The organism is Conexibacter sp. SYSU D00693 (assembly GCF_017084525.1).
GTDB lineage: Bacteria > Actinomycetota > Thermoleophilia > Solirubrobacterales > Solirubrobacteraceae > Baekduia.
The window spans coordinates 2,506,344-2,528,695 of the sequence record NZ_CP070950.1; the positions used below are offsets into that span (position 1 = coordinate 2,506,344).

General features: G+C 74.9%; 27 protein-coding genes. 14 read left to right on the forward strand and 13 right to left on the reverse strand.

Annotated features, from left to right (window positions below; translation table 11 throughout):
• The first annotated feature begins 32 nt into the window (after positions 1-32).
• Positions 33-1,889 (forward strand): S9 family peptidase, encoded by a 1,857-nt coding sequence (locus tag JUB12_RS12385; protein ID WP_205695728.1) that lies wholly within the window; start codon positions 33-35, stop codon positions 1,887-1,889.
• Here JUB12_RS12385 and JUB12_RS12390 read toward each other — a convergent pair.
• A complete protein-coding gene (locus JUB12_RS12390) occupies positions 1,886-2,128 on the reverse strand; it encodes a DUF6411 family protein (RefSeq protein ID WP_205695730.1) in 243 nt (80 codons plus the stop codon). The genes JUB12_RS12385 and JUB12_RS12390 overlap by 4 nt on opposite strands.
• Positions 2,125-3,591: a metallophosphoesterase family protein gene (locus JUB12_RS12395; protein WP_205695732.1), complete on the reverse strand. Its 1,467-nt coding sequence runs from the start codon at positions 3,589-3,591 to the stop codon at positions 2,125-2,127. Before JUB12_RS12395 ends, JUB12_RS12390 begins: the two co-directional genes overlap by 4 nt.
• A 25-nt stretch (positions 3,592-3,616) precedes the next feature.
• Between JUB12_RS12395 and JUB12_RS12400 the strand changes: the two genes are divergently transcribed.
• Positions 3,617-3,850 carry a hypothetical protein gene (locus JUB12_RS12400; RefSeq protein ID WP_205695733.1) on the forward strand — a complete coding sequence of 78 codons (234 nt, stop codon included), beginning with the start codon at positions 3,617-3,619 and terminating at the stop codon, positions 3,848-3,850.
• Positions 3,851-3,976: 126 nt separating this feature from the next.
• Here JUB12_RS12400 and JUB12_RS12405 read toward each other — a convergent pair whose 3' ends face one another.
• The 4 genes from JUB12_RS12405 to JUB12_RS12420 are packed head-to-tail and all read right to left on the reverse strand — an operon-like array spanning position 3,977 to position 7,471.
• The gene (locus JUB12_RS12405; protein ID WP_205695734.1) at positions 3,977-4,927 is read right to left on the reverse strand and encodes a sulfate/molybdate ABC transporter ATP-binding protein; all 951 of its coding nucleotides are present in this window, start codon (positions 4,925-4,927) and stop codon (positions 3,977-3,979) included.
• Complete coding sequence (locus tag JUB12_RS12410; RefSeq protein WP_205695735.1) at positions 4,924-5,706, reverse strand: sulfate ABC transporter permease; 783 nt, start codon at positions 5,704-5,706, stop codon at positions 4,924-4,926. Before JUB12_RS12410 ends, JUB12_RS12405 begins: the two co-directional genes overlap by 4 nt.
• Positions 5,703-6,494 (reverse strand): sulfate ABC transporter permease subunit CysT, encoded by a 792-nt coding sequence (gene cysT, locus JUB12_RS12415; protein WP_371822336.1) that lies wholly within the window; start codon positions 6,492-6,494, stop codon positions 5,703-5,705. Before cysT ends, JUB12_RS12410 begins: the two co-directional genes overlap by 4 nt.
• A gap of 11 nt (positions 6,495-6,505) precedes the next feature.
• On the reverse strand, positions 6,506-7,471 hold the full coding sequence (locus tag JUB12_RS12420; RefSeq protein ID WP_205695737.1) for an extracellular solute-binding protein: 966 nt from the start codon (positions 7,469-7,471) through the stop codon (positions 6,506-6,508).
• Positions 7,472-7,543: 72 nt separating this feature from the next.
• Between JUB12_RS12420 and JUB12_RS12425 the strand changes: the two genes are divergently transcribed.
• Genes JUB12_RS12425 through JUB12_RS12435 form a run of 3 tightly spaced genes read left to right on the forward strand, consistent with a single transcriptional unit; the run spans position 7,544 to position 11,516 of the window.
• Positions 7,544-8,959, forward strand: coding sequence for a fenitrothion hydrolase (locus JUB12_RS12425; protein ID WP_205695738.1), 1,416 nt, complete (start codon positions 7,544-7,546; stop codon positions 8,957-8,959).
• Positions 8,956-9,879, forward strand: coding sequence for a sialidase family protein (locus JUB12_RS12430; protein WP_205695739.1), 924 nt, complete (start codon positions 8,956-8,958; stop codon positions 9,877-9,879). The genes JUB12_RS12425 and JUB12_RS12430 overlap by 4 nt, the downstream gene beginning before the upstream one ends.
• A gap of 41 nt (positions 9,880-9,920) precedes the next feature.
• Complete coding sequence (locus JUB12_RS12435) at positions 9,921-11,516, forward strand: FAD-dependent thymidylate synthase (protein WP_205695740.1); 1,596 nt, start codon at positions 9,921-9,923, stop codon at positions 11,514-11,516.
• 6 nt (positions 11,517-11,522) lie between these two features.
• Here the strand turns inward: JUB12_RS12435 and JUB12_RS12440 are convergent, their stop codons facing one another.
• Together JUB12_RS12440 and JUB12_RS12445 are read right to left on the reverse strand one after the other, a co-directional pair.
• Positions 11,523-11,951: a hypothetical protein gene (locus tag JUB12_RS12440; RefSeq protein WP_205695741.1), complete on the reverse strand. Its 429-nt coding sequence runs from the start codon at positions 11,949-11,951 to the stop codon at positions 11,523-11,525.
• Positions 11,952-11,956: 5 nt separating this feature from the next.
• Positions 11,957-12,226: a DUF2277 domain-containing protein gene (locus JUB12_RS12445; RefSeq protein ID WP_205695742.1), complete on the reverse strand. Its 270-nt coding sequence runs from the start codon at positions 12,224-12,226 to the stop codon at positions 11,957-11,959.
• A 24-nt stretch (positions 12,227-12,250) separates the two neighbouring features.
• Between JUB12_RS12445 and JUB12_RS12450 the strand changes: the two genes are divergently transcribed.
• From JUB12_RS12450 to JUB12_RS12475, 6 genes are all read left to right on the forward strand, one after another.
• A complete protein-coding gene (locus tag JUB12_RS12450; protein ID WP_205695743.1) occupies positions 12,251-12,463 on the forward strand; it encodes a hypothetical protein in 213 nt (70 codons plus the stop codon).
• 49 nt (positions 12,464-12,512) lie between these two features.
• On the forward strand, positions 12,513-12,965 hold the full coding sequence (locus JUB12_RS12455) for a hypothetical protein (RefSeq protein WP_205695744.1): 453 nt from the start codon (positions 12,513-12,515) through the stop codon (positions 12,963-12,965).
• A gap of 212 nt (positions 12,966-13,177) precedes the next feature.
• Positions 13,178-13,615 (forward strand): hypothetical protein, encoded by a 438-nt coding sequence (locus tag JUB12_RS12460; RefSeq protein ID WP_205695745.1) that lies wholly within the window; start codon positions 13,178-13,180, stop codon positions 13,613-13,615.
• A gap of 3 nt (positions 13,616-13,618) precedes the next feature.
• A complete protein-coding gene (locus tag JUB12_RS12465; protein WP_205695746.1) occupies positions 13,619-14,047 on the forward strand; it encodes a hypothetical protein in 429 nt (142 codons plus the stop codon).
• Complete coding sequence (locus JUB12_RS12470) at positions 14,044-14,478, forward strand: hypothetical protein (RefSeq protein ID WP_205695747.1); 435 nt, start codon at positions 14,044-14,046, stop codon at positions 14,476-14,478. Before JUB12_RS12465 ends, JUB12_RS12470 begins: the two co-directional genes overlap by 4 nt.
• 178 nt (positions 14,479-14,656) lie before the next feature.
• Positions 14,657-15,301: a carboxymuconolactone decarboxylase family protein gene (locus tag JUB12_RS12475; RefSeq protein ID WP_205695748.1), complete on the forward strand. Its 645-nt coding sequence runs from the start codon at positions 14,657-14,659 to the stop codon at positions 15,299-15,301.
• Here JUB12_RS12475 and JUB12_RS12480 read toward each other — a convergent pair.
• The 4 genes from JUB12_RS12480 to JUB12_RS12495 form a co-directional block, all read right to left on the reverse strand.
• Complete coding sequence (locus JUB12_RS12480) at positions 15,298-15,504, reverse strand: hypothetical protein (protein WP_205695749.1); 207 nt, start codon at positions 15,502-15,504, stop codon at positions 15,298-15,300. The genes JUB12_RS12475 and JUB12_RS12480 overlap by 4 nt on opposite strands.
• Positions 15,505-15,649: 145 nt before the next feature.
• Positions 15,650-15,865 (reverse strand): CDGSH iron-sulfur domain-containing protein, encoded by a 216-nt coding sequence (locus JUB12_RS12485; RefSeq protein ID WP_205695750.1) that lies wholly within the window; start codon positions 15,863-15,865, stop codon positions 15,650-15,652.
• 10 nt (positions 15,866-15,875) lie between these two features.
• Positions 15,876-16,946, reverse strand: coding sequence for an iron-containing redox enzyme family protein (locus JUB12_RS12490; protein ID WP_205695751.1), 1,071 nt, complete (start codon positions 16,944-16,946; stop codon positions 15,876-15,878).
• Between the two features lie 91 nt (positions 16,947-17,037).
• On the reverse strand, positions 17,038-18,198 hold the full coding sequence (locus JUB12_RS12495; protein WP_205695752.1) for a YbdK family carboxylate-amine ligase: 1,161 nt from the start codon (positions 18,196-18,198) through the stop codon (positions 17,038-17,040).
• Here JUB12_RS12495 and JUB12_RS12500 point away from each other — a divergent pair.
• The 3 genes from JUB12_RS12500 to JUB12_RS12510 are packed head-to-tail and all read left to right on the forward strand — an operon-like array spanning position 18,191 to position 20,326.
• Positions 18,191-18,898: a HemK2/MTQ2 family protein methyltransferase gene (locus JUB12_RS12500; protein ID WP_205695753.1), complete on the forward strand. Its 708-nt coding sequence runs from the start codon at positions 18,191-18,193 to the stop codon at positions 18,896-18,898. The two genes, JUB12_RS12495 and JUB12_RS12500, sit on opposite strands and share 8 nt — an antisense overlap.
• 56 nt (positions 18,899-18,954) lie before the next feature.
• Entirely contained in the window at positions 18,955-19,902 is a 948-nt protein-coding gene (locus JUB12_RS12505; RefSeq protein WP_205695754.1) for a hypothetical protein, read from the forward strand.
• 55 nt (positions 19,903-19,957) lie between these two features.
• Entirely contained in the window at positions 19,958-20,326 is a 369-nt protein-coding gene (locus JUB12_RS12510; protein ID WP_205695755.1) for a hypothetical protein, read from the forward strand.
• Between the two features lie 9 nt (positions 20,327-20,335).
• Here the strand turns inward: JUB12_RS12510 and acs are convergent, their stop codons facing one another.
• Positions 20,336-22,312: an acetate--CoA ligase gene (acs, locus tag JUB12_RS12515; protein WP_205695756.1), complete on the reverse strand. Its 1,977-nt coding sequence runs from the start codon at positions 22,310-22,312 to the stop codon at positions 20,336-20,338.
• Between the last annotated feature and the right edge of the window lie 40 nt (positions 22,313-22,352).

Sequence of the window (22,352 nt, forward strand, 5' to 3'; positions counted from 1 at the left end):
CTGCCCATTGGTCAGGACTACTGTGCGTCGTCGTGTCGCACCGCCCCACCCGGGTGCTGGCCCTCGCGGCGGCGGTGCTCGCCGCCGTCCCGGCGTGCGCGGCGGCGTCCACGAAGGACCTGCCGGTCTCCGGCGCGGGCGCGTCGGGCACCGTGCGGACGCTCGTCGACGTCCAGGGCGACGGCGTCACGGTGGAGGTCCCGTCGACCACCGTGCAGCTGCCGGCCGGCATCAGCTACCGGCTGCGGACGTGCGCCGAGGTCCACCTCGACGGCCAGCCGCCGGCGTCGCGCTGCGCCAACCGGGCGGTCGACCTGACCGGCCAGACCGGCGTCGTCGAGGCTGAGACGCCGCCGGAGGGGTTCGGCTTCCGCCTGCCCGACGGCGCCTGGGGCTGGGCCGCCGGGCGCAGCGAGGTGCAGCGCTGGCGCCCCGAGGGGTGGCGCCCGGTCGCCTCGTCGTGGCCGGCGGGGAGCGTGCGCGACGCCGCCCTGCCGGTGGCCCGCCCCGCCGACGAGGACCGCGCCCGCGCGTGGATCGCCGCCTCCGGCCTGCAGGGCGTCCCGGTCGCGGGCGGCGAGGTCGGCGGGACGAACACCGGCTGGCCCGACAGCCTCTGCGCCGCCGCCCCCACCCCCCGGACGCAGCCGGTGCCGCCCGGGCTCGTGGCCAACCCGCTCGGTCCGGGTCCGGCGCCCAGCGAGGGAGGTGAGCCGGCGGGTCCGGCCAAGGGCGTGGCGCTGGTCCTGCACGGCGGCAGCTGGACCCTGGTCGGCGAGGGGATCATGGACGAGCTGCGCCCGGAGACCGCCCAGTGGCGCGCCGCCGGGTGGCGGACGATCGCCGCGAGCTACCGCGCCTGCGGCGCGTCGGCCACGGACGTCCTGTGGTTCGTCGACCGCATCAAGGCCGCCTACCCGGACCTCCCGCTCTGCGTCTCGGGCGCCTCGGCCGGCGGGCAGCTGGCGCTGCTGGCGGCGAGCGCCCGCCCGGCGTCCGTGGACTGCGTCGTCGCGCACGGCGCGCCCACCGACCTCGCCGCGATCGGCGCCCAGCGCGCCGCGGGGCAGGACGTCCCGGGCCAGGAGGCCGGCCCGCGCTGGGTCGCCAACATCGCGGCCTCGGTCTTCGGCGCCGACAACCTCGCGCACTTCTCGCCCGACCCGTCGCGAATCCGGGCGCGGGTGCTGCTCGCCCTCTCGGCCCTCGACCACCTCATCCCCCGCCAGCAGGCCACGGGCTTCCGCGACGCGATGCGCCGCACGGACCCGGCCGCGGACGTCGCGGTCCAGGTCGTGCCGGTGGGTGACCGGCCCTACGTCCACGGCGGCGCGTCCGACGCCGGGCTCATCGACCTCGGCGGGAAGGTCGCGGCGCTGATGGAGCGCACCGTCGCCGGGTTCCGGTCCCCGTCGCCCGAGCAGCCGCAGGAGCCCGGCGGCGAGCCTCCCGCGGGCGGGCAGCCGCTGCCCGAGCCGCCGGTGCTGACGCCGGTGCCGCCGGCGCCCACCGCCGACCGCGGCGAGCCGCCCGCCGCCCTGCCGCCGTCGCCTCCCGCGGCCCCGGCCCTGACGCTCGGGCAGCAGGCCACCGTCCCCACGAGGGGCGCGCGGCTGGACCTGACGGGGGCGTCGGCGGTCCTCGGCGTGCGGCGCACCGCGCGCGGCGTCGTGGTGCGGCTGCGCACGAAGCGCGCGGGGACGGCGCAGCTGCGCCTGCGATCGGGCAGGCGCGTCCTGGCCGTCGCGAAGCGCAAGCTCCGCGCGCGGGTGGCGACGCAGGTGACGGTCCGGCTCGGGCGCGCGGCGCGCGGCGTGCGCACCGCGCGGCTCGAGGTGCGCTTCCCCGGCGGCCTGCGCGTCGAGCGCCGCGTGCGGCTGCGGCGCTAGACGGGCAGCTTCCCGCGGCCCCGGCGCCCGGCGCCCGCGCTGCGGGCCGCCCACTTCGACGTGGAGCGGAAGGGCTTGGAGAGCAGGCGGCCGATCGGGCCGGGCGCCGAGCCGCCGGCGCGGCTGCCGAGGCCCATCGTCTTGTGCACCCCGCGCTCGGGATGGCGCGAGAGGCGCGGCGCGACGAACGCGAGCAGGAGGAGGACGATGCAGATGCCGACGACGGCCAGGACGGTCATGGCTGCGGCGTACCCCGATGCGACGCGACGCGCACCCTCGTCGCGGTCGCGGCGCCCGTGGCCGGGTCGATCGCGACGGTGTCGACGGCCAGCGGCGCGAACGGGTCGCGGCGGAACGTGACGACCGCCAGCGACAGGTCGGTCCCGTCTCCGAGGTTCCCCGTCCCGCCCGCGCCGATCGAGCCGCCGTTGACCTCGACGACGTCGCGGTCGGCGCGCACCGCCGCCTGGTGCGTGTGGCCGCTGACGACGAGCAGGGGCGGCAGCGTCACGTCGGCGCGCAGGACGTCGAGCGCGTCGCCCACCAGCGCCGGCTCGTGGACCAGCACGACGTCGACCTGGCCCGCCAGCCCGAGCACCCAGGAGCGGAACGCCTCGCGCTCGGCCTCGTCGACCTCGGCGCCCTCGTCGCGGTAGCCGCCCGCGCGCCGGCGGACGTTCGGGCTCTCGAAGCCGGCGATGCGCAGTCCCGCGGCGCGGACGACGACCGGCCCGCGGGAGCCGTCGGCGCGCACCTGGCCGTCGCGGCGCAGGACGATCGCGCCGGCGCGCGCGAGCCGGCGCTCCAGCGCGTCGGAGTCGTGGTTGCCCGCGACGAAGACGAACGGCTCGCCGACGTGGACGACGCGCTCGACGAGCTGGCCCTCGAGCGGCGAGCCGCGGTCGGTCAGGTCGCCCGCGAACAGGACGGGCCGCCCGGCGGCGGCGCGTTCGAGCGCCGGGATCGCCAGGACGTTGTTGTGGAGGTCGGAGGCGGCCACCAGCCGCGGTAGCCCGCGCAGGGCGGGCCGGCGTGCCGGGTCCTCGACCAGCTGGGCGAGGCCGACGAGCTGGCCGTCGAGCTCCTCCTCCAGGCGGTCGGCGGACTGCGTCGCGCCCTGGAGGGCGCGCAGCGCGACCGGGATGTCCGGCCCGCGGGCGTAGTACGTCGGGTCGTCGAGCGCGCCGCGCGGCGGCAGGCCCCACACGACGAGGCCGCCGCACGCCACCGCGCCCAGGACCGCCGTGGCGATGAGCCGCCGGACCGGCGCGACCGACCGCGAGCGCAGCGCCAGGGCGCCGAGCAGGCCGAGGGCCAGGGACGCACCGGCGACGACGAGCACCGTGAGGCGGATGTAGGAGGCGATCGCGTCGGTCGCCTCCTCGCGCAGCTCGCGCACCGGCAGCTCGCCGCCCTGGGCGATGCGTGCCGCCGCGTCGCGGTCGACGGCGCGCACGTCCACCTTCAGGCGGACCGGCAGCCGCACGCCCGGGAAGCGCACGCCCCAGTCGACGAGCGGCACGTAGAGGTCCAGGGCGCCGTCGTGGAAGGCGTCGGTGCCGACCGAGACCGAGGCGACCGACAGGTCGCGCTGCACCGAGAAGCCGCCCAGCGCCATCCGCCCCCCGAGCAGGCACAGGGCGAGCACCGCCAGCAGCGCCAACCCGGCGCGCAGCCCCGCCCACGTCGGCCGTCGCCTCATCCGCGCGACAGGGTAGGAGGTGGCCATGGAGTCCTCCCCGCCCCCTGAGCGCCCCGACCCCGACCACACCGAGGACCCGCGCGAGCAGCAGACCGGCTCGAGCGGCTACCCGGAGTCCCAGGAGCAGGGCTCGGCGCCCAGCGAGGGGACCCGCACCGGGCCCGAGCGCAACGTCGACGACGAGGACGCCCCGAGCCCGTCCTCGGGCAAGGAGGCCGACCGCGAGGCGTCTACCGGGAACCCCGACGCCGCAGGGTGACCGGGGACCCGGACGCCGCAGGATGACCGGGGACCCGGACGCCGCAGGGTGACCGGGGACCCGGACGCCGCAGGATGACCGGGGACCCGGACGCCGCAGGGTGACCGGGGACCCGGACGCCGCCGGCTAGACCGCCACCGGCGCGCCCTGCGGGCGCACGTGCACCACGTCGCCCTGCGCCAGCTCCAGGGCCAGGGCGTCGTGGCGCGACAGCTGCGCCCGCGCCTCCTCGCCGTCACGCGTGACGAGCTCGAGGCGGACCTCGAAGCCGAGGTGCACGACGCGCGTGACCATCGCCTCGACGCCGCCGTCGACCGGGTCGACCGTGACCTCGACGTCGTGCGGGCGCACGGTGCGCCCGCCGACCTTCGTCGTGTCGCCGAGGAACCCCAGCACGAAGTCGTTGGCCGGCGCGTCGTAGAGGTCGCGCGGCGCGCCGACCTGCTGCACGGCGCCCGCATCGAGGACCACGAGGCGGTCGGCGACGTCCATCGCCTCCTCCTGGTCGTGGGTGACCAGGACGGTCGTGACGTGGACCTCGTCGTGCAGCCGGCGCAGCCACGCCCGCAGCTCCGCGCGCACGTTGGCGTCCAGCGCGCCGAAGGGCTCGTCGAGCAGGAGCACCGACGGTTCGATCGCCAGGGCGCGGGCGAGGGCCATGCGCTGGCGCTGACCGCCGCTGAGCTGCGCCGGGCGGCGTTCCTGGTAGTTCGTCAGGCCGACCACCCGCAGCAGCTCGTCGACCTTCTCCTTGACCTCGGCCTTCGGGCGCTTGCGCACCTGCAGGCCGAAGGCGATGTTGTCGCGCACGGAGAGGTGCTTGAACGCCGCGTAGTGCTGGAAGACGAAGCCGATGCCGCGCTGCTGGGTCGGCACGCGGGTGACGTCCTGGCCGTCGAGGACGACCGTCCCCTCGTCGGGCACCTCGAGCCCCGCGATGACGCGCAGGAGCGTCGACTTGCCCGAGCCCGACGGCCCCAGCAACGCGGTGAGCGAGCCCGACGGGATCTCCACGTCGACGCCGTGCAGCGCGGTGAAGTCGCCGTAGCGCTTGGTGATGCCGGTGGCCTGGATCATGCGCGGTCCCTCCGGTTGCCGAGGAGCGTCATCACCAGCAGCGTCGCCACGGCGATGACGGCGAGGAGCGCCGAGGCGGCGTAGGCCCCGGCGAGGTCGAAGTTCTGGAAGCGCTTCTCGACGAGGAGCGTGAGCGTCTCGGTCTCGCCCGAGATGTGGCCGGAGACGACGCTCACCGCCCCGAACTCGCCGATGGCCCGGGCGGTCGACAGGACGACGCCGTACGCGACGCCCCAGCGGATCGACGGCAGCGTGATCCGCCACAGCGTCTGCCAGCGCGTCGCGCCGAGCGTGGCCGCCGCCTGCTCCTGCTCGTCGCCCACCTCGCGCAGGACCGGGACGACCTCGCGCACCACGAACGGCAGGCAGACGAAGGTCGTCGCGAGCACGATGCCCGGGAACGAGAAGAGCACCTGGAAGGGCAGGTCGGCCAGCCAGCCGTCGCGCCCGTAGAGCAGGACGAGCGACAGGCCGACCACGACCGGGGAGATCGCGAAGGGCAGGTCGATGACCGCGTCGAGCACCACGCGGACCGCGGGCTTGAGCCGGCCGCGGACGAGCAGCAACGCGGTCGCCACGCCGAGCACGACGTTGAGGACGACGGCGATCACCGCGACCTGGATCGTCAGCCAGAAGGCGCTGATCGCGGCGGGCGTGGTGACCGAGTCGTAGACCTCGCCCACCCCGGGCTCGAACGTCTTGAAGACGATGTAGCCGACGGGGACGACGAGCAGCGCGGCGAGGTAGCCGAGCGCGACGGTGCGCAGCGCGATCCTCACGTGCCGCTCCGGCGCTCGAGGATCCGCAGGCCGAGCAGGACGACGAGCGACAGGACGAGCAGGACGACGGAGACCGCCGCCGCGCCCGTCGCGTTGTCGGACTCGATCTGCTTGAAGACGTAGACCGAGGCCACCTGCGTGTCGAACGGCTTGCTGCCGCTGATGAGCACCACGGAGCCGAACTCGCCGACCGCGCGGGCGAAGGCCAGCGCCGCGCCGGAGAAGATCGCGGGCGCGAGGTTCGGGAGCACCACGCGGCGGAACGTCGTCAGCGGCGAGGCGCCCAGCGACGCGGCCGCCTCCTCCATCTCGCGGTCGAGCTCGCGCAGCACGGGCTGGACGGCGCGGACCACGAACGGCAGCGTCACGAAGGCCAGGGCGAGGAGCACCGACCATCGCGTGAAGGCGACCTCGCCGCCGTAGAGCGCCATGAGCGTCAGGCCGGCGACGATCGTCGGCAGCGCGAACGGCAGGTCGATCAGCGTGTCGACCAGCCGCTTGCCGCGGAAGTCGTCACGGACGAGGACCCAGGCGATGAGCGTCCCGAGCACCGCGTTGATCGCCGCGACCGCCAGGGAGATGAGGAGCGTGAACTCGAGGGCCGAGACGGCCTGGCGGGCCGAGACCGAGTCCCAGAACGCCTGCAGACCGCCGTCGGCGGAGCGCACGACGACGGCCGCGAGCGGCAGCAGCACGAGGATGCTGAGCCACAGCGTGACGACACCCAGGCCGAGCGCGCGAGCGCCCGGCCTGGGGACCGACGAACGACTGGCGCCCTGGGCGGGCAGCGCGGAGACGCTCACTTGGCGGTGGACACCCCCGCGTCCTCCTCGATCTTCGCGATGGAGCCCTTCTCGGGGTCGAAGAGCGCGTCGTTGACCTTCGACCAGCCACCGAGGTCCTCGATCGTCTTGAGCTCGCCGACCTTCGTCTGCGGGCCGCTCGGCGGGTCGTAGCCCCACGCGTCGAAGTGCTTCTGGCCCTCGTCGCTGACGACGTAGTCCAGGAACGTCCTCGCCGCCGGCGGCGCGCCCTTGGTGGTCGCGCCGAGGATGTCAATCTGCAGCGTGTCGTCGGGGACGACCAGGTCGACGTCCTCGCCCTTCTTCTGGGCGGTCACCGTCTCGTACTCGTAGGAGAGCAGGACGTCGCCCTCGCCGCCGGTGAAGGTCTGCAGCGCCTCGCGGCCGGACTTCGGCTGCACCGGGACGTGGTCCTCGATGAGCTGCTTGACGAAGTCCAGGCCGCCGTGGGCGTAGGCGCCCAGGAGGTTCCACTTGGCCGCGCCGCTCATGAACGGGTTGGGCGTGATGACCTCGACGCCGGGCTTCAGGAGGTCGTCCCAGCCCTTGATGCCCTTGGGGTTGCCCTTGCGGACGGTGAAGGCGACGACGGAGGTCGAGACCTTCTGGAACCGGTCGACCAGGCCCGCCTTCTGCAGGCGGGTCATGTCGGGCTCCACGGAGAAGGAGACGACGTCGGCCTCGAGGCCCGCCTCGACCGCACGGCTCTGGTCGCCCGAGGCGCCGAAGGAGGTCTTGAAGCGCGTGCCCGCGCCCGCCTCGGTCTTCTGGAAGGCGGGGATGAGCTCGTCGTAGACGACCTGCGGGGTCGAGTAGGCGACGAGCGACAGCTGGGCACCGGAGCCGCCGGACGCGGAGCCGCCGGCGTCGCCGGAGTCCTTGGTGTCCGACGCGCCGCCGCAACCGGCGACCGCGAGCGTCGCGGCCGCCACCGCCGGCAGGGCAAACAGGCGAATCCTCATGTGGTTTTACACCTTTTCACCCTTGTCAAGTGGGAAGGTCCAGAAGGGCGCGCCGCTAGGGTGGCCTGCGCCTTGCGAGCCCGCCGCCTCGCTGTCCTCCTCGCCCCCGCCCTGCTGCTCGTCGCGCCGTCGCCGGCGTCGGCCCACGGGCTCGTGCAGCGCGCCGACCTGCCGATCCCCGAGTGGCTGTTCGGCTGGGCCGCCGCGCTCGTGCTGGTGGTGTCGTTCGTCGCCCTCGCGGTGCTGTGGAGCGAGCCGCGGCTCGAACGCCGGGGCCCCGGGGCGGCGTCGCCCGGGACCGCCGCCGGCCGGGCGCTCGCGTCGCGGCCGGTCGTCGTCGCGTGCCAGGCGGTCGGGCTCGCCCTGCTGGCGCTCGTCGTCTGGGCGGGTCTGGCGGGGACGCAGAGCCCCGACGCGAACATCGCGCCGACCCTCTTCTACGTCGTCTTCTGGGTCGGCCTGGTGGTCGCGTCGCTGCTGCTGGGCGACGTCTTCCGGGCCTTCAACCCGTGGCGGACCCTCGGGCGGCTCGTCGACCGCGTGCGGCCGGGTGCCCCGGCGCCCTATCCCGAGGGGCTCGGGCTCTGGCCGGCGACGCTCGGGCTCTTCGGCTTCACGGTCCTGGAGCTCGTCCTCACCGACGGCTCGAAGCCCGAGGTCATCGCCTGGGCGGCGGTCCTCTACACCGTGGTGCAGCTCGCGGGCGCGTGGCGCTTCGGCGGCGAGACGTGGAGCGCGCGCGGCGAGGCGTTCGGCGTCTGGTTCGGGCTCGTGGCGCGCATCGGGGCCTTCGAGGCGCGCGACGGGGCGGTGCGGCTGCGCCGGCCGCTCGAGGCGCTCGCGCGCGTGACCCCCGTGCCCGGGATGGTGGCGCTCATGGTCGTCGCGATCGGGACGGTGACCTTCGACGGGCTCTCGAGCGGCTCGCTGTGGGCCGACACGCTGCAGCCGCCGCTCTTCGACGGCTTCGACGCGGTGGTGGGCGCGACGCTCGCGGAGGAGCTCACGGCGCTCGTCGGGCTCGTGGGCTGCACGCTGCTCGTCGGCCTCTTCTACCGGCTGGGCATCGCGGGCGCGCGGACCGTCGGCGGCGGCTTCTCCGAGGCGCGGCTGCGCGACGCGTTCATCCACTCGCTCGTGCCGATCGCCGTCGTCTACGTGCTCGCGCACTACCTGTCGTTCCTCGTCTTCAACGGCCAGGCGATCGTCTACCTGGCGTCCGACCCGCTCGGCAAGGGCTGGGACGTGCTCGGGACGGCGTCCTCGGCGATCGACTTCTCCGTCCTGAGCCAGTCGGCGATCTGGTACCTGCAGGTCGGCTGCGTGGTGCTCGGCCACGTGGCGGCGCTGGCGCTCGCGCACGACCGGGCGCTCGTGCTCTACGACAAGCCGCAGCTGGCGGTCCGCTCGCAGTACTGGATGCTGGCGGTGATGGTCGGCTTCACGAGCCTCGCGCTGTGGCTGCTGGCGTCGGCGGGGGCGTCGTGAGGCGCGCGGCCGTCCTGCTCGCGGCGGCCGTGGTCGTGGCGGGGTGTGGGTCCTCGTCGGACGGCGGCGGCGGTGGCCGCGGCGGCGGATCGGGCTCGTACTCCGGGTCCTCGGCGCTCGTCGACCGCGACGCCGCGCCGCCGTACGTCAACTCGATCGTCCCGCGGCCCGACGGCTCGCTGCTGCTGACGACGAACAAGGGCTTCTGGCGCGTCTCGGCGCAGGGGCGGCTCACGCCGGTGCGCGACGCGAAGGTCGTCGCCTCGGACGGGGCGTCGCGCGTGGGGACGTTCCTCGAGGTCGCCGACGTCGGGACCGACGAGCTCTACGGCTCGGGCCATCCGGATCCGGGCGGGACGCTGCCGGAGTACCTCGGCGTCATGCGCTCCCAGGACGGCGGGCGGACCTGGAACGTCATCTCGCGGCTGGGCCGCGCCGACATCCACGAGTTCCGCCGCAACGGGACGACGCTCTACCTGTGGGACGCGGTCCAGGGCGCGGTGCTCGTCTCCGAGGACGGGCTGCGCTCGTTCCAGGAGCGCTTCACGCCGCGCCAGCTCATCTACAGCCTGGTCGTCGACCCCGAGGACCCGGACTTCCTGCTCATCACGACCGGCGAGGAGACGTTCAAGTCGACCGACCAGGGCCGGACGTGGAAGCCGTCGGGGCTCGCGGTGGCGCCGCGGCTGCTGTGGCTGCAGAGCGGCGAGCTCTTCCGGGCGACGCAGGAGGGCGACGTCGAGCAGTCCTCCGACCGGGGCGCGACGTGGAAGCGCGTCGGCCGCCTGCCGGGACCGGTGGAGGAGCTCGAGGGGCTCGACGCGCGGCGGCTGTACGCGGCCCTGGGCGACGGCTCGGTGGCCCGCTCGACCGACGGCGGGCGCACCTGGTCGGTCATGCTCGAGGCCCCGGACGCCTGAGCGGGTCGGCCGCCGGGCGCGCCGCTAGCGTACGCGCCCCCGTGCCCCACCCGGTCGAGTCCTTCAGCCCTGAGGAGCAGGCGCGCCTCGCGCCCCACTTCTCGAACCTCGACCGGCCGGTCTTCGCCCTCGTCGGGCTGCCCGAGACGGTCAAGGGCGCGCTGTTCGCGCGCTACTCGCGCTACGGCGGGACGCTGCGGCGGCTGTTCCTCGACGAGTTCGCCGACTCGCTGCCGGCGGGGGCCGGCGAGGCGGCGGCCGCGTCCTCGGAGGTCGAGGGCGAGCGCGCGGCGCAGCTCTACGAGCGGATCTTCCTGGGCTACGGGGACGACTCCGTCGCCCAGCTCGGCGGCGCGCACGTCGCGTGCGAGTGGGTCTCGAACGTCCTGACGAAGGTCCTCCAGCGCCCGCGGCTGGCGTCGTACCTCGAGCAGTCCACGCGCTACATCGCCTACGACGCGCCGGTGCCGGGCGGGGGCTACCGCTACTTCCGCGACCCGTCGCTGGGGGCGGAGTACGAGCAGGCGATGGACGCGCTGTTCGACACGTACGCGGGCTGCCTCCCGCGCGTCCGGGCGTGGGTCGACGACGCGTTCCCGGGCGACCCGTCGCCGGCGCGCGACCGGGCGGTGCAGGCCAAGGCGCTGGACCTCCTGCGCGGGCTGCTGCCGGCCGCGTCGCTGTCGCACATGGGCATCTACGCGAGCGGCCAGGCCTACGAGCAGCTCATCCTGCACCTGCTGGCCCACCCGCTGCCCGAGGCGCGCGCCTACGGGCGGATGGTGCTCGAGGCGGTCCAGGCGGTGATGCCGTCGTTCGTCGCGCGGGTGGAGCGGCCCGACCGCGGTGGCGACTGGGTGTCGTTCCTCCAGGAGCGCGACGCGGCGGCCGGGCGCTGGGTGCAGCGGCTGGGGCTCGATCGCGAGGCCGGCGCAGGCGACGACCGCCCGTCGGTGAAGCTCCTGCACGTCGACGGCGACGAGGAGGGCCTGCTCGCGGCGCTGCTGTTCGAGGCCTCCGGCGTGAGCGAGGAGACGGCACGCATCCGGCTCGCGGCGCTGTCGGGTGACGAGCGGCTGGCGCTCCTGCGCGACCTCGTGGGCGAGCGGCGCAACCGCCGCCACCGTCCGGGCCGCGGCTTCGAGAGCGTCCGCTACCGCTTCGAGGTCGTCTCGGACTACGGCGCGTTCCGTGACCTGCAGCGCCACCGGATGCTGACGGTGCAGTGGCAGCAGCTCGGCCCGCACCTCGGCGCCGGCGTGCCCGACGAGGTCGACGCCGCGGGCTGCGGGGACGACTTCCGCCGCGCGCTCGAGGTCTCGCGGGGGGCGTGGCAGCGCCTGGCCGACGGCGGTCGTTCGCGCGAGGCGCTCTACGCGCTGTGCCTCGGCTACCGGATCCGCTATGTGCTGGACCTCAACGCGCGCGAGGCGATGCAGCTCATCGAGCTGCGCTCCGGCCGCGAGGGCCATCCCTCCTACCGCGCGGTCGCGCACGAGATGCACCGCCAGATCTCCGCCGTCCATCCGGCGATCGGGGCGGCCATGACCCACGTCGACACGGAGGCGGAGCCGCGCCTCGAGCGCATCCTCAGCGAGATGCGCACCCAGGCCAAGCGCGACGCGCTGGCCCGCTAGGCGTCGTCAGTCGCCGGTCTCGAACTTGCGGAAGACCGACGGCGAGAGCGCGCCCTGGCGGTCGGCGACCTGGAAGCGCAGGCGGTAGACGCCGACGCCGAAGAAGCGGTCGCCCAGGATCCAGCTGACCTCGTGGGTCTGGCAGCGTGAGCGCTGCGTGCGCGTGAAGCGCCGGAACTGCGTGGCGTTGACCGTCGGCGGGGTCTCGAAGGTCGTGTCCTGCTCGCGCACGCGGACCGTGACACGGCCGCGCTGCGCGCACACCCGGACGCGCGCGGCGACCTCCACCTCGTAGTCCGGCCCCGGAGGCCCGAGCCCGGTCTGCGTGACCTGGAGGCCGGCGATCCGCGGGCGGGCCTGGGCGCTGGCCGCTGGCGCAAGCGCCACCAGGACGCCTGCGACCGCGGCGACGACCGCCGCCCGGCTCCCGCGCACGACGCCTAGGCGGCGTAGCGCGCCTGGGCGCGAGCGCGGGCCTTGGCGGCCTCGACCTCGCGGTCCTTCGGCGGCGCGGTCGTCACGAGCTCGGCCAGCAGCTCACGCGTGACGGCGGCGACGGCCTCGACGGCGCGGTCGAAGGCCTCCTCGTTGGCCTTCGACGGCTTCGTCGACCCGCTGACCTTGCGCACGTACTGCAGGGCGGCGGCATGCACCTCGTCCTGCGTCGCAGGCGGCTCGAAGTTGTGCAGCGTGCGGATGTTGCGGCACATGCGCCAAGGGTAGTCCGAATGGTGATGCCTGACGAGGCCCTCGCCCAGCTCCGCTGGCAGCTGGTGCGCGTCGCCTGGGTGGTCGGTGTCGTCACCGCGCTGGCGACCGTCGCATGGCTTGTCGGGCTCAACGACGATGGGCCGCTCGACGAGACGGTCCTCATCCTCGCGTGCACCGCCCTGGTGCTCACCGTGGAGGCGGCGGCGAGCCTCGTTCGTCGAGCCCGGGGCGGGTGAGACTGGGGCCCCCGGCATCTCACGCCTGCGAAGGGGTAGCCCGAAGGACATGTCGGACGAGGCCCCCGTCCCACCACGACACGGACGCCCCGACCACGATCCACCGCTCGCCTGCCGCGCCAACGCGCTCAAGGCCAGCCACACGCCTGTGCCTGCCCGCGTCGCGGATCGCCCAGCCGCCACCGGCGATGACGAGGAACCGGGACTTCCGGCGGTCGCCCTCCACCTGGCCGCCACCGTGGGGATCGCCTTCGCCGGCGGGGCCACCCTCTTCTGGCTCTTCGGATGGATCGACGGTCTCAACCACGCGGTCTGGGTCGCGTGTGGCTGCCTCATCGCCTTTCTCGCCACCGCCTTCGGCCGGACGCGACGGGGCCGAGCCGTGAGCGAGTGGTGGCAGGACATGGGCCGGGCTCGTGCCGAGCCGCTCTCGGACGAGGAGCGCGAGGCGCTCCACGTCCCCTACGTCGAGCGCGACCCCAAGTCCCTGCGCCACTTCTGACCGGCCCCGTGAAAGAAGGGGTCAGACCCCTGGTGCTCACACGCCGGGGATGGGCCTAGGCCTCGCGTGCGAAAAAGGGGACAGTCCCCTTCTTCGCACGGGCTGCGTGAGGAGAAAGGGTCAGGCCCCTTCTTCAGGGGACGGTCGTCGGAGCGCCTGACCACTCGGCGAACGTGCTGGCAGACGAGCGGCGGAGGTGGTCTCATCGGCACATGGGGAGGGGCACGGAGGCACCGCCGGGCGCGCTGGCCGCGCCAGCGAAGGAGCTGAAGGAGCGTCTGCCGCCGGCCCCGGCGCGCGAGGACGGCGACCGGGAGGACCAGGGCCCGCTCGAGCGCCGTGCGTCGGTCCTCGAGCGGATGCTGGGTGACCGGGCGCCATGGCTGGTGCGATGGCTGCCGGTGGCCGGCGCCGCGCTCGGCGTCGGGTTCGGCCTCGGGATGGCCGTGTTCGCCGATGTCGACTGGCTCATCGTCCGTGAGGTCAGCGTCGTCCTCGGCGCGGTGGTCGGTCTCCTCCTCGGGCGCACGGCCGGCGAGCACCTTGAGTCGGCGATCAGCGACATCCCGGCGTCCGACGTGCCGGAGCGCCTGCGAGCGCCCACGGCCGAGGAGCGCCGCCACGACGCGATGACGCGGCGCGGGCTCTGAGCCATGAAGGCGCCGACCCGCCCAGACGAGGACGCCGTGCCGCCCGCCGGTGCCCTCGCGCAGCGCGCCAAGGACCTCGAGGAGCGCCTCCAGCCGGCGCCGCGGCGAGGAGAGCGCCCGGAGGCCCTCAGGAGCTCCCCGTGGAGGGGGTGGGGCCCGGTCATCGGCATCGCCGCCGGCCTCGCGGCCGCGCTCGGCGTCTGGGTGACGACGGGCTGGAGCGGTCCGCTCGACGAAGCACTGGCGGCGAAGGTGAGCGTGGTCCTTGCGGTGGCGGGCGTCGTCACGCGAGAGACTCGCGCCGGCCGCGCGGTGGAGCACTGGATCCTCCACGGGCCGATGCGCCGGCCCGACCGGTGGGCCGAGGCCGCGCCCGGCGATCACCGGGATCACTCACGGGACCGTGTGCGCCCCGAACGCGGACCGCTGTGAGCGAGACGTCGGACCCGACCGTCGCTCGCCGGGCGTCGGGTGCGCTGGCCGAGCGCGCCGAGGACCTGAAGGGCCGTCTCCCGCCGGCGCCGCAGCGCGCAGACGACCGGGACGTCACAGCCCAGGACGACGAGGGCGCGCTGCTGTCGCCTGTGGGCGCGGCGGCGATGAGCATCGCGGCGGCCTTCGCGCTCTGGATCGCCGTCGGATGGGGCGACCCGATCGACCAGGCGCTGACGCTCGGGCTCGCGGCGGTCCTGGCGGTGGCCGGCGGTCTGCTCGGGAGGACGGGTCGCGGAAGGGCGGTCAAGGAGTGGTGGCGCCTCACGTGGAGCGACGGCCACCGGGAGAGGGTCACGAACGAGGACTTCGAGCAGCTCGAGGCACATCCGGCCGAGCGAGCCGCGCGGCGACGAGGGCCGATGGGCTGAGAAGAAGGGGTCAGACCCCTGCTTCCGACGCGTCGGCGGAGGGCCCACGCGAAGAAGGGGACAGGGCCCACGCGAAAAAGGGGACAGTCCCCTTCTTCGCGTGGCCCCGTGAGAAGCAGGGGTCGGACGCCTGCTTCTCACGAACAGGGGTGTTCGCCGGACCGGGTAGCGTGGCGAGATGGCTTCGACGAACGGCTCGGCTCCGCGGCCGCGGGTGGCGCCCGGGGGCAAGGGCGACCTGGGGCTCGTGAACTTCGGGATCACCCGCCTGCTCGGGCTGGCGACAGGTGGGGCGCCGCCGAACCTCTTCACGACGCTGGGCCGCCACCGGGGGCTCTTCCGGCGGTGGCTCATGTTCGCGGGGGCGCTGATGCCGGGTGGGCGGCTGCCGCGCAGGGACGCGGAGCTGCTGATCCTGCGGGTCGCCCACACGACGGGGTGCGCGTACGAGTGGCACCACCACGAGCGGCTCGGGAAGGCCGCGGGGCTCACGGACGACGACCTGCGCCGGGTGCAGCTCGGGACGGAGGCGCCCGGGTGGTCGGCGCGCCAGCAGGCGCTGCTGCGGGCAGCCGACGAGCTGCTGACCGACAAGGACGTCAGCGACGCGACGTGGGCGGCGGTGGCCGAGCACCTGACCGACGAGCGCGAGCGGATCGAGCTGTGCCTGCTCGTCGGCCACTACGAGATGCTCGCGATGACGCTCAACGCGCTGCGCGTCCAGCAGGACCCGCTGCCGAGCGGGCCACCGTCCCGGGCGCTGCGGATGGTCCAGTCGCTCGCCGACCGGCGCGCGCGGGCGACGTCCTCGACGGTGCGCTAGAGCAGGCGCAGGTTGGCCGACTGGCCGTAGCGCTGCTCGACCAGGCGGATGCGCCGGCGCGTGCGCGAGGAGGCCACCGCGACGTAGCCCACGGCGGACGAGACGCTGAGCCCGACGGTGAGCAGGGCCGCGTCGCGCACGTGGTGCGAGCGGTTGGGACGAGGGCGACGCGAGGCGCCGCTGGATGCGGTGCTGGCGGACACGGCGGCAGGGGGATGATGCACCTCCCTGCGGCGGGATGCGTCAGTACCGCCCGTCGCACGACGGACGGCGGCGCGGACGTCGCTCGAGGCCGCGCGGTGACCGCGCCGGCACCCGTTCAACGGCGCGGCGCGCCGGGTGTTGCGCCTACTCCTCGTAGGGCTGCTCGAGCCCCGAGGGCGCCGAGAAGCGGATCGCCCGGTGCGTCCCGTCGCAGAACGGGCGCGACCGCGACTTGCCGCAGCGGCACAGCGCGACCGTCTCACGGTCCACGCGGATCTCGCCGCCGTCCTGGTCGACGATCGTGAACGGCCCCCGCACGAGCAGCGGGCCGTCGCGGTAGGGCGTGATGCGCGTCTCCATCGACGCCGTCCTAGACCGCGTCGGCCGCGACCGCGCGGACGAAGCGCCCCTCGCGGTCCCCGTCGTCGGCCAGCGGGTCGATCGGGATGCGCAGCGAGCTCTCGTCCCGGGCCCACGCGTCCATGATGTGGCGCGTCCAGCGGCCCTCGAGCTCCACGAGCGCGCGGGCGCCCCACAGGATCTGGTCGACGAGCTGGGGCTCGAGGCGCGCCAGCCCACCCGCGAGGTCGACCGCCGCGATCGACTCGTGGACCGCGTCGGCCGCGACGTGCTCGTCGAAGAACTCCGTCGCCGCGCCCTTGCGGAACCCGAGCCGGCGCATCGCCCGGCCGTACCGCCCGTTCGGGATCGACGACGTCATCTCGAACAGCGCGAGGTGGCCGACGATCGCCCCGCGCAGCCGGCGGTGCAGCCCGCAGAGCGACATGAGGTTCACGGTCGCGAGCGTCACGCCCGGCAGCGACTCGAGGTACGCGCCGTAACGCGCGTCGAGCCCGACCGCGGTCATCGTGTCCGCGAAGAGCTGCGCGTGGATGCGCTCGGCGCTGCCGCCGCCGTACTCGTCGGCCTGGATCTCGACCAGCGCGGCCTTGGGCCCGCCCGACAGGCGCGGCATGGCCCACGAGTGCGGGTCGGCCTCCTTGAGCTGGTAGGCCGAGCGGTGGGCGAGGAACTCCAGGAGCTGCTCGCGCGTGGCCTGCGTCTCGATGTAGCGCGAGAGCGACGGCGCCTCGTCGGCGTCGTCGATCGCCCGCAGCGCGAGGTCCATCGTGGTCGCGTCGGCCGGCGGCGGCGTCCAGCCGCGCAGCGCGTCGTGCAGCGCCGCCTCGAAGACCGCCTCGAGCTGCGCCCGCCACGCCAGCAGCGGCGCGTGCCACTCCCAGCGCTCGTCGACCCCGGGCAGGCCGCGGTAGTGCAGCTCGTAGAGGAGGTACAGCGCCAGCTGGAGGTCGTCGTCGGCGAGCGGGTCGGCGGGCGACAGCGCGCTCGGGTCAGGGGCCGGGAGCTCGTGCGGCGGCTCGACGAGCGCGTCGAGCAGCGCCGCGGTGAGGGGGCCGCGGGGCGCAGGCAGGGACAGCACGTCCGCGTTCGTACCCGCTTTCGGGCGCCCGAACCTGCGGCGACGCGCCACGGATCGACCTGCCCGGCGCCGCCAGGACGAACCCGGAGCGCTAGTCCGCCGTCAGGAACCGACGGACGAGCCAGGCTGCCGCGGCGCGCGGCCCGCCGTCGCGGGCGGCGAGGCGCAGCCGCTCGTGCGGCGGGTGGTCGACGAGGTGGTGGGCCCGTGCGAGCTCGCCGGAGCACCCGAGGTCGCGCGCGAACGGCGCGAGGTCGACCAGCAGCTCGCGCACGACGTCGGCCGTCGGCCGCGCGGAGCCGTCGCGCACGTCGGCGAAGCGTCCCGTCACGCCGTGCCGGCACGCCGACCACCGGTTCTCGCCGATCCGCCAGCCCGCCGCCGGCTCGCCGAGGTCGCCGGCATCCGCCCGGGCCGCGAGCCAGGCGACGAGGCAGTGGACCACCGCCGCGAGGGCGGCCGCGTCGCCGATCGTCGGCTGCGCGTCGGGCACGCGGACCTCGACCGTGCCCAGCCGCGGGTGCAGCCGCGCCTCCCACCACCATTGGGCCGCGTCGGCCATGACGCCGGAGCGCGCGCCCCAGGCCAGCTCGTCGGCCAGCGCCTCCCAGGACGGCACCGCCGGCGGCACGCCCTGGCGTGGGAGCAGGTCGCACATCTTGGGCCGCACGGAGGCCAACCCGGTGTCGCGGCCCTCGTAGAACGGCGCGTTGGCGCCGAGCGCCGCCAGCAGCGGCAGGTGCTCGCGCAGCGCGTTGAACACCGCCAGCGCGCGATCGGCGCCGGGGACCGCCACGTGGACGTGCAGCCCGAAGCACAGCTGCCGCCGCGCGACGCCCGCGAACTCCTCCTGGATCGCGTCGTAGCGCTCACCCGACTCGAGCTGCCCGATCCCCGAGGCGAACGGGTGCGCGCCCGCGGCCGCCAGGACGGCGTCGCCCCCGGCCGCGTCCGCCGCCTCGTGGCGCGCCGCGAGCAGCGCCGCGCACGCCTCGCCGACCGTCGCCGCGACCGGGCTGGCCAGCTCGAGCTGCGCCGCGGGCATCTCGCCCTTGAACGCCCGGTCCTGGGGCAGCCGGCGCAGCAGCTCCCCGGCCAGCGGGGCCAGGTCCAGCGTCTCGGGGTCGCAGACGAGCAGCTCCTCCTCCACCCCCACCGTGAACGCGCTGTGGCGCTCGAAGCGCGAGCGCAGCTCCTGCGCCGACGGCGTTTGCGCGAGGCGCACGCCGGTGATCTGCCCAGACGTGCGCATCCACACACTCCCCGGCGTCTTCAGCCCCCGCTCGGACTCGTGGCTGCTGGCCCGGACCGCCGCCGCCCACGTCGGGCCGCGCTCGCGGGTGCTGGACGTGTGCACCGGCTCGGGCGTCATCGCCTGCACCGCGGCGGCCGCGGGCGCGCGCCGCGTCGTCGCCGTCGACGTCTCGCGCCGCGCGGTCCTCACCGTCCGCATGAACGCGCGCCTCAACGGCGTCCACGTCGAGGCCAAGCGCGGCGACCTCCTCGCCCCGGTCGCCGGCGAGCGCTTCGACCTCATCGTCTCCAACCCGCCCTACATCCCCGCGCCCGAGGAGGAGCTGCCGCGCCGCGGCGAGCGCCGGGCCTGGGACGCCGGGACCGACGGCCGCGTCGTGCTCGACCGCATCTGCCAGGAGGCGCCGAACCTCCTCTCCCCCGACGGCGTGCTCCTGCTCGTGCACTCGAGCATCTGCGGCGAGGCGACGACCCTCGCGCAGCTCGCCGCCGCCGGCCTGGACGCCGAGGTCGCCGTCCGCCAGCGCGGCCCGCTGGGGCCGATCGTCGAGGGCCGTCGCGCGATGCTCGAGGACCGCGGGCTGCTCCCGCGCGGCGCGACGGAGGAGGACGTGATCATCGTCCGCGCCCGCCGGCCGCGGACGTCGGTCCTGCCGGGCCGCAAGCAGGTCCGCGGCACCGACTCCCAGACGGCCTAGCCCGCCCGTCGCGCTCGCCGGTTCGGCCGGGCCGCCCGCGGGCAGGAGAGCCAGCGGTGCCTGACGACCTCGTCCGCCGGCGGCGCCTGGGCGCGCTCGGCGTCCTCGCCGCCCTCGCCCTCGTCGCCGGCCTCGCCACGGGCGCGGGCGGCAGCGACGACGAGCCGCCCGCCGCGGCCGGCACGGACGACCCGCGCCTGGAGGACCAGCCGCCGCGCCCGCAGCTCCCCGGCGGCGGGCGCCGGCTCTTCCCGGACCGGCGCGTCGTCGCCTTCTACGGCTCCCCGGTCGACGACGAGCTGGGCGCGCTCGGGATCGGCACGCCCGCCCAGGCCGCCCGCCGCCTGCGCCGCCAGGCCCGGGGCTACGCCACGCGGACCCGCCCCGTCCTCCCCGCCTTCGAGCTCATCGCGACCCTCGCGACCGCGGCGCCCGGGGCCGACGGCAAGCACCGGATGCACCTGCCCGACGGGACGATCCGCCGCTACCTGCGCGCCGCCCGCAAGGCCAGGGCGCTGCTGGTCCTCGACATCCAGCCCGGCCTCGCGCAGTTCGGCCCGGAGATCGAGCGGCTGCGCCGCTGGCTGGAGGAGCCCGACGTGGGCCTCGCCCTGGACCCCGAGTGGCACGTCGCCCCCGGCGAGGTCCCCGGCAAGGTCATCGGCCGCATGGACGCCGACGCCGTCAACGGCGCCGCGGCCTACCTGTCGAAGATCGTCCGCGAGCGCGACCTGCCGGAGAAGCTCCTGCTGGTCCACCGCTTCACCGACGACATGATCGTCAACGACGGTCGCCTGCGGGCCTTCCCCGGCGTGCGCACCGTCGTGAACGTCGACGGCTTCGGTGGCCGCGAGGTGAAGGTCGCCAAGTACCAGCAGTTCGTGCGCCGCACCCCGCGCGCCGGCCGTGGCTTCAAGCTCTTCTACAAGGAGGACGCGGGGCTCATGCGCCCGCGCTCGGTCATGGCCATGCAGCCGCGCCCGGACGTCGTCGTCTACGAGTAGCCGTCCGACGCCACCAGGTTGCACGTCGCGCCCGGCGCCCCGTACCGTTCCCGGCATGGTGGGCACGGGGGCACGGACGTGGGGCACGATCGCGGCGGGCGTCGCGACGCTCGCGCTCGCGCTGCCGGCGGGCGCGCAGGCCGACGTCAGCGTCTGCACCGAGGGCCGGCCGTGCACGACGACGGCGACCCCCGGCCTCGACCCGGTCATCGACGTCGCCACGGGGGCGACCGTCGCCCTCTGCCGGTCGCTCAACCCGTCGGCCCGCCGCGCCGCTGCGCTGTGCGGCGGCGCTGCGGGTTCCGGCACGCCGAGCGCGACGCTCCTCGAGCTCGGCGGCGTGGCGGTCAGCGCGGACGCCGGTCGCTTCCCGGCGCTGACGATCCGCCTCGGGCGGACGCTCATCACCGTCGGGCACTTCTAGGCGAGGGCCTCAGCCCTCGCCGTCGGCCTGGGCCTCCTTCACCTTGCCCTCGAGCTGGGCCATGACGTCGGGGTCGCGCAGCGTCGTGACGTCGCCCAGCGCGCGGCCCTCGGCGATGTCGCGCAGCAGGCGGCGCATGATCTTGCCCGAGCGCGTCTTGGGCAGGTCGTCGGCCCAGATCATCCGCTTGGGGCGGGCGAGCTTGCCGATCTTCGCCGCGACGTGCTCGCGCAGCTCGGCCTCGAGGTCGTCGCTGCCCTCGAGGTCGCCCTCGAGCGTCACGAACGCGCAGACCGCCTGGCCCGTGTCCTCGTCGGCCTGGCCGATGACCGCGGCCTCCGCGACCTTCGGGTGCGACACGATCGCCGACTCGATCTCCGCGGTGGACATGCGGTGGCCCGAGACGTTGATGACGTCGTCGATGCGCCCGATCACCCACACGTAGCCGTCTTCGGCGTCGCGGCGGGCGGCGTCGCCCACGAGGTAGGTGTCCTTGCCCCACTTCGAGAAGTAGGTCTCGACGAAGCGCTCGTCCTCCTTGTAGAGGCCGCGCAGCATCGACGGCCACGGCTCGCGGATGGCCAGCAGGCCCTGCGTGCCGTGCTCGACCTCCGTGCCGTCGTCGTCGAGGACGGCGACGTCGATGCCGGGCAGCGGCGTGCCGGCGCTGCCGGGCTTGGCGTGCTGAGCCCCCGGCAGGGTCGTGACCATGATCGCCCCGGTCTCCGTCTGCCACCAGGTGTCGACGATCGGGCAGCGCCCGCCGCCGACGACCTTCCAGTACCAGAGCCACGCCTTGGGGTTGATCGGCTCGCCCACGGTCCCGAGCAGCCGGAGCTTCGACAGGTCGTGCTCCTGGACGAGCTCCGCGCCCCACTTCATGCACGCGCGGATCGCCGTCGGCGCGGTGTAGAAGAGCGTCACGCCGCGCTTGGCGCACAGCTCCCACCAGATGCCCTTGTGGGGGTGGTCGGGCCCGCCCTCCCACATGACCGACGTCGCGCCGTTGAGCAGCGGGCCGTAGACGATGTAGGAGTGGCCGGTGATCCAGCCGACGTCGGCCGAGCACCAGTACACGTCCTCCTCGGGCTTGAGGTCGAAGACGTGCTTGTGGGTCCACGCGACCTGCGTGAGGTAGCCGCCCGTCGTGTGCAGGATGCCCTTGGGCTTCGCCGTCGAGCCACTCGTGTAGAGGATGAAGAGCGGGTGCTCGGCGTCGAGCTCGGCGGGCGCGCACTCCGGCTCGGCCGCCTCGAGGGCCTCGTGCCACCAGACGTCGCGGTCGGCGTCCATCTCGCACTCGGTGCCCGTGTTGCGCACCACGAGGATCGTCTCGAGGTGGTCGAGGTCGCCCATGCAGGCGTCGACCTCGGACTTCACCGGCGCGGTCTTGCCCTTGCGCCGGGCGCCGTCGGCGGTGATGAGCGCCTTGGCCTGGGAGAACTCCATGCGCTCCTTGACCGACCCCGCGCTGAAGCCGCCGAAGACGACGTTGTGCGGCGCGCCGATCCGTGCGCACGCGAGCATCGCGACGACGACCTCGGGGACCATCGGCAGGTAGATCCCGACGACGTCGCCCTGCTCGATCCCCCGGGACCTCAGGGCGTTGGCGGCGCGCTGGGTCTGCTCGAGCAGCCACCCGTAGGTGATGTCGCGCTCCTCGCCGCCCTCGCCGTGCCAGTGGAAGGCGACGCGGTCGCCGAGCCCGGCGGCCACGTGGCGGTCCAGGCAGTTGACCGAGGCGTTGATCGTGCCGTCGGCGAACCACGTGAAGAACGGCTTGTTCGCGTCGTCCAGCGCCTGCGTCGGCTCCCTGATCCACTCGAGCTCGCGCGCTTGCTCGGCCCAGAAGGCGACCGCGTCCGCGGGCGGTTCGTGCTCCTTGACCAGGGCGTCGGCGACGAAGCCCTCCGGCGGGTCGAACGTCTCGACCTCCAGCAGCTCCTCGAGCTCGGTGCCCAGGTCCTTCGACGTGGTGTCAGCCATGCGGAGACCCTACGCCCGACGAGGTTGCACGGATGTTGGA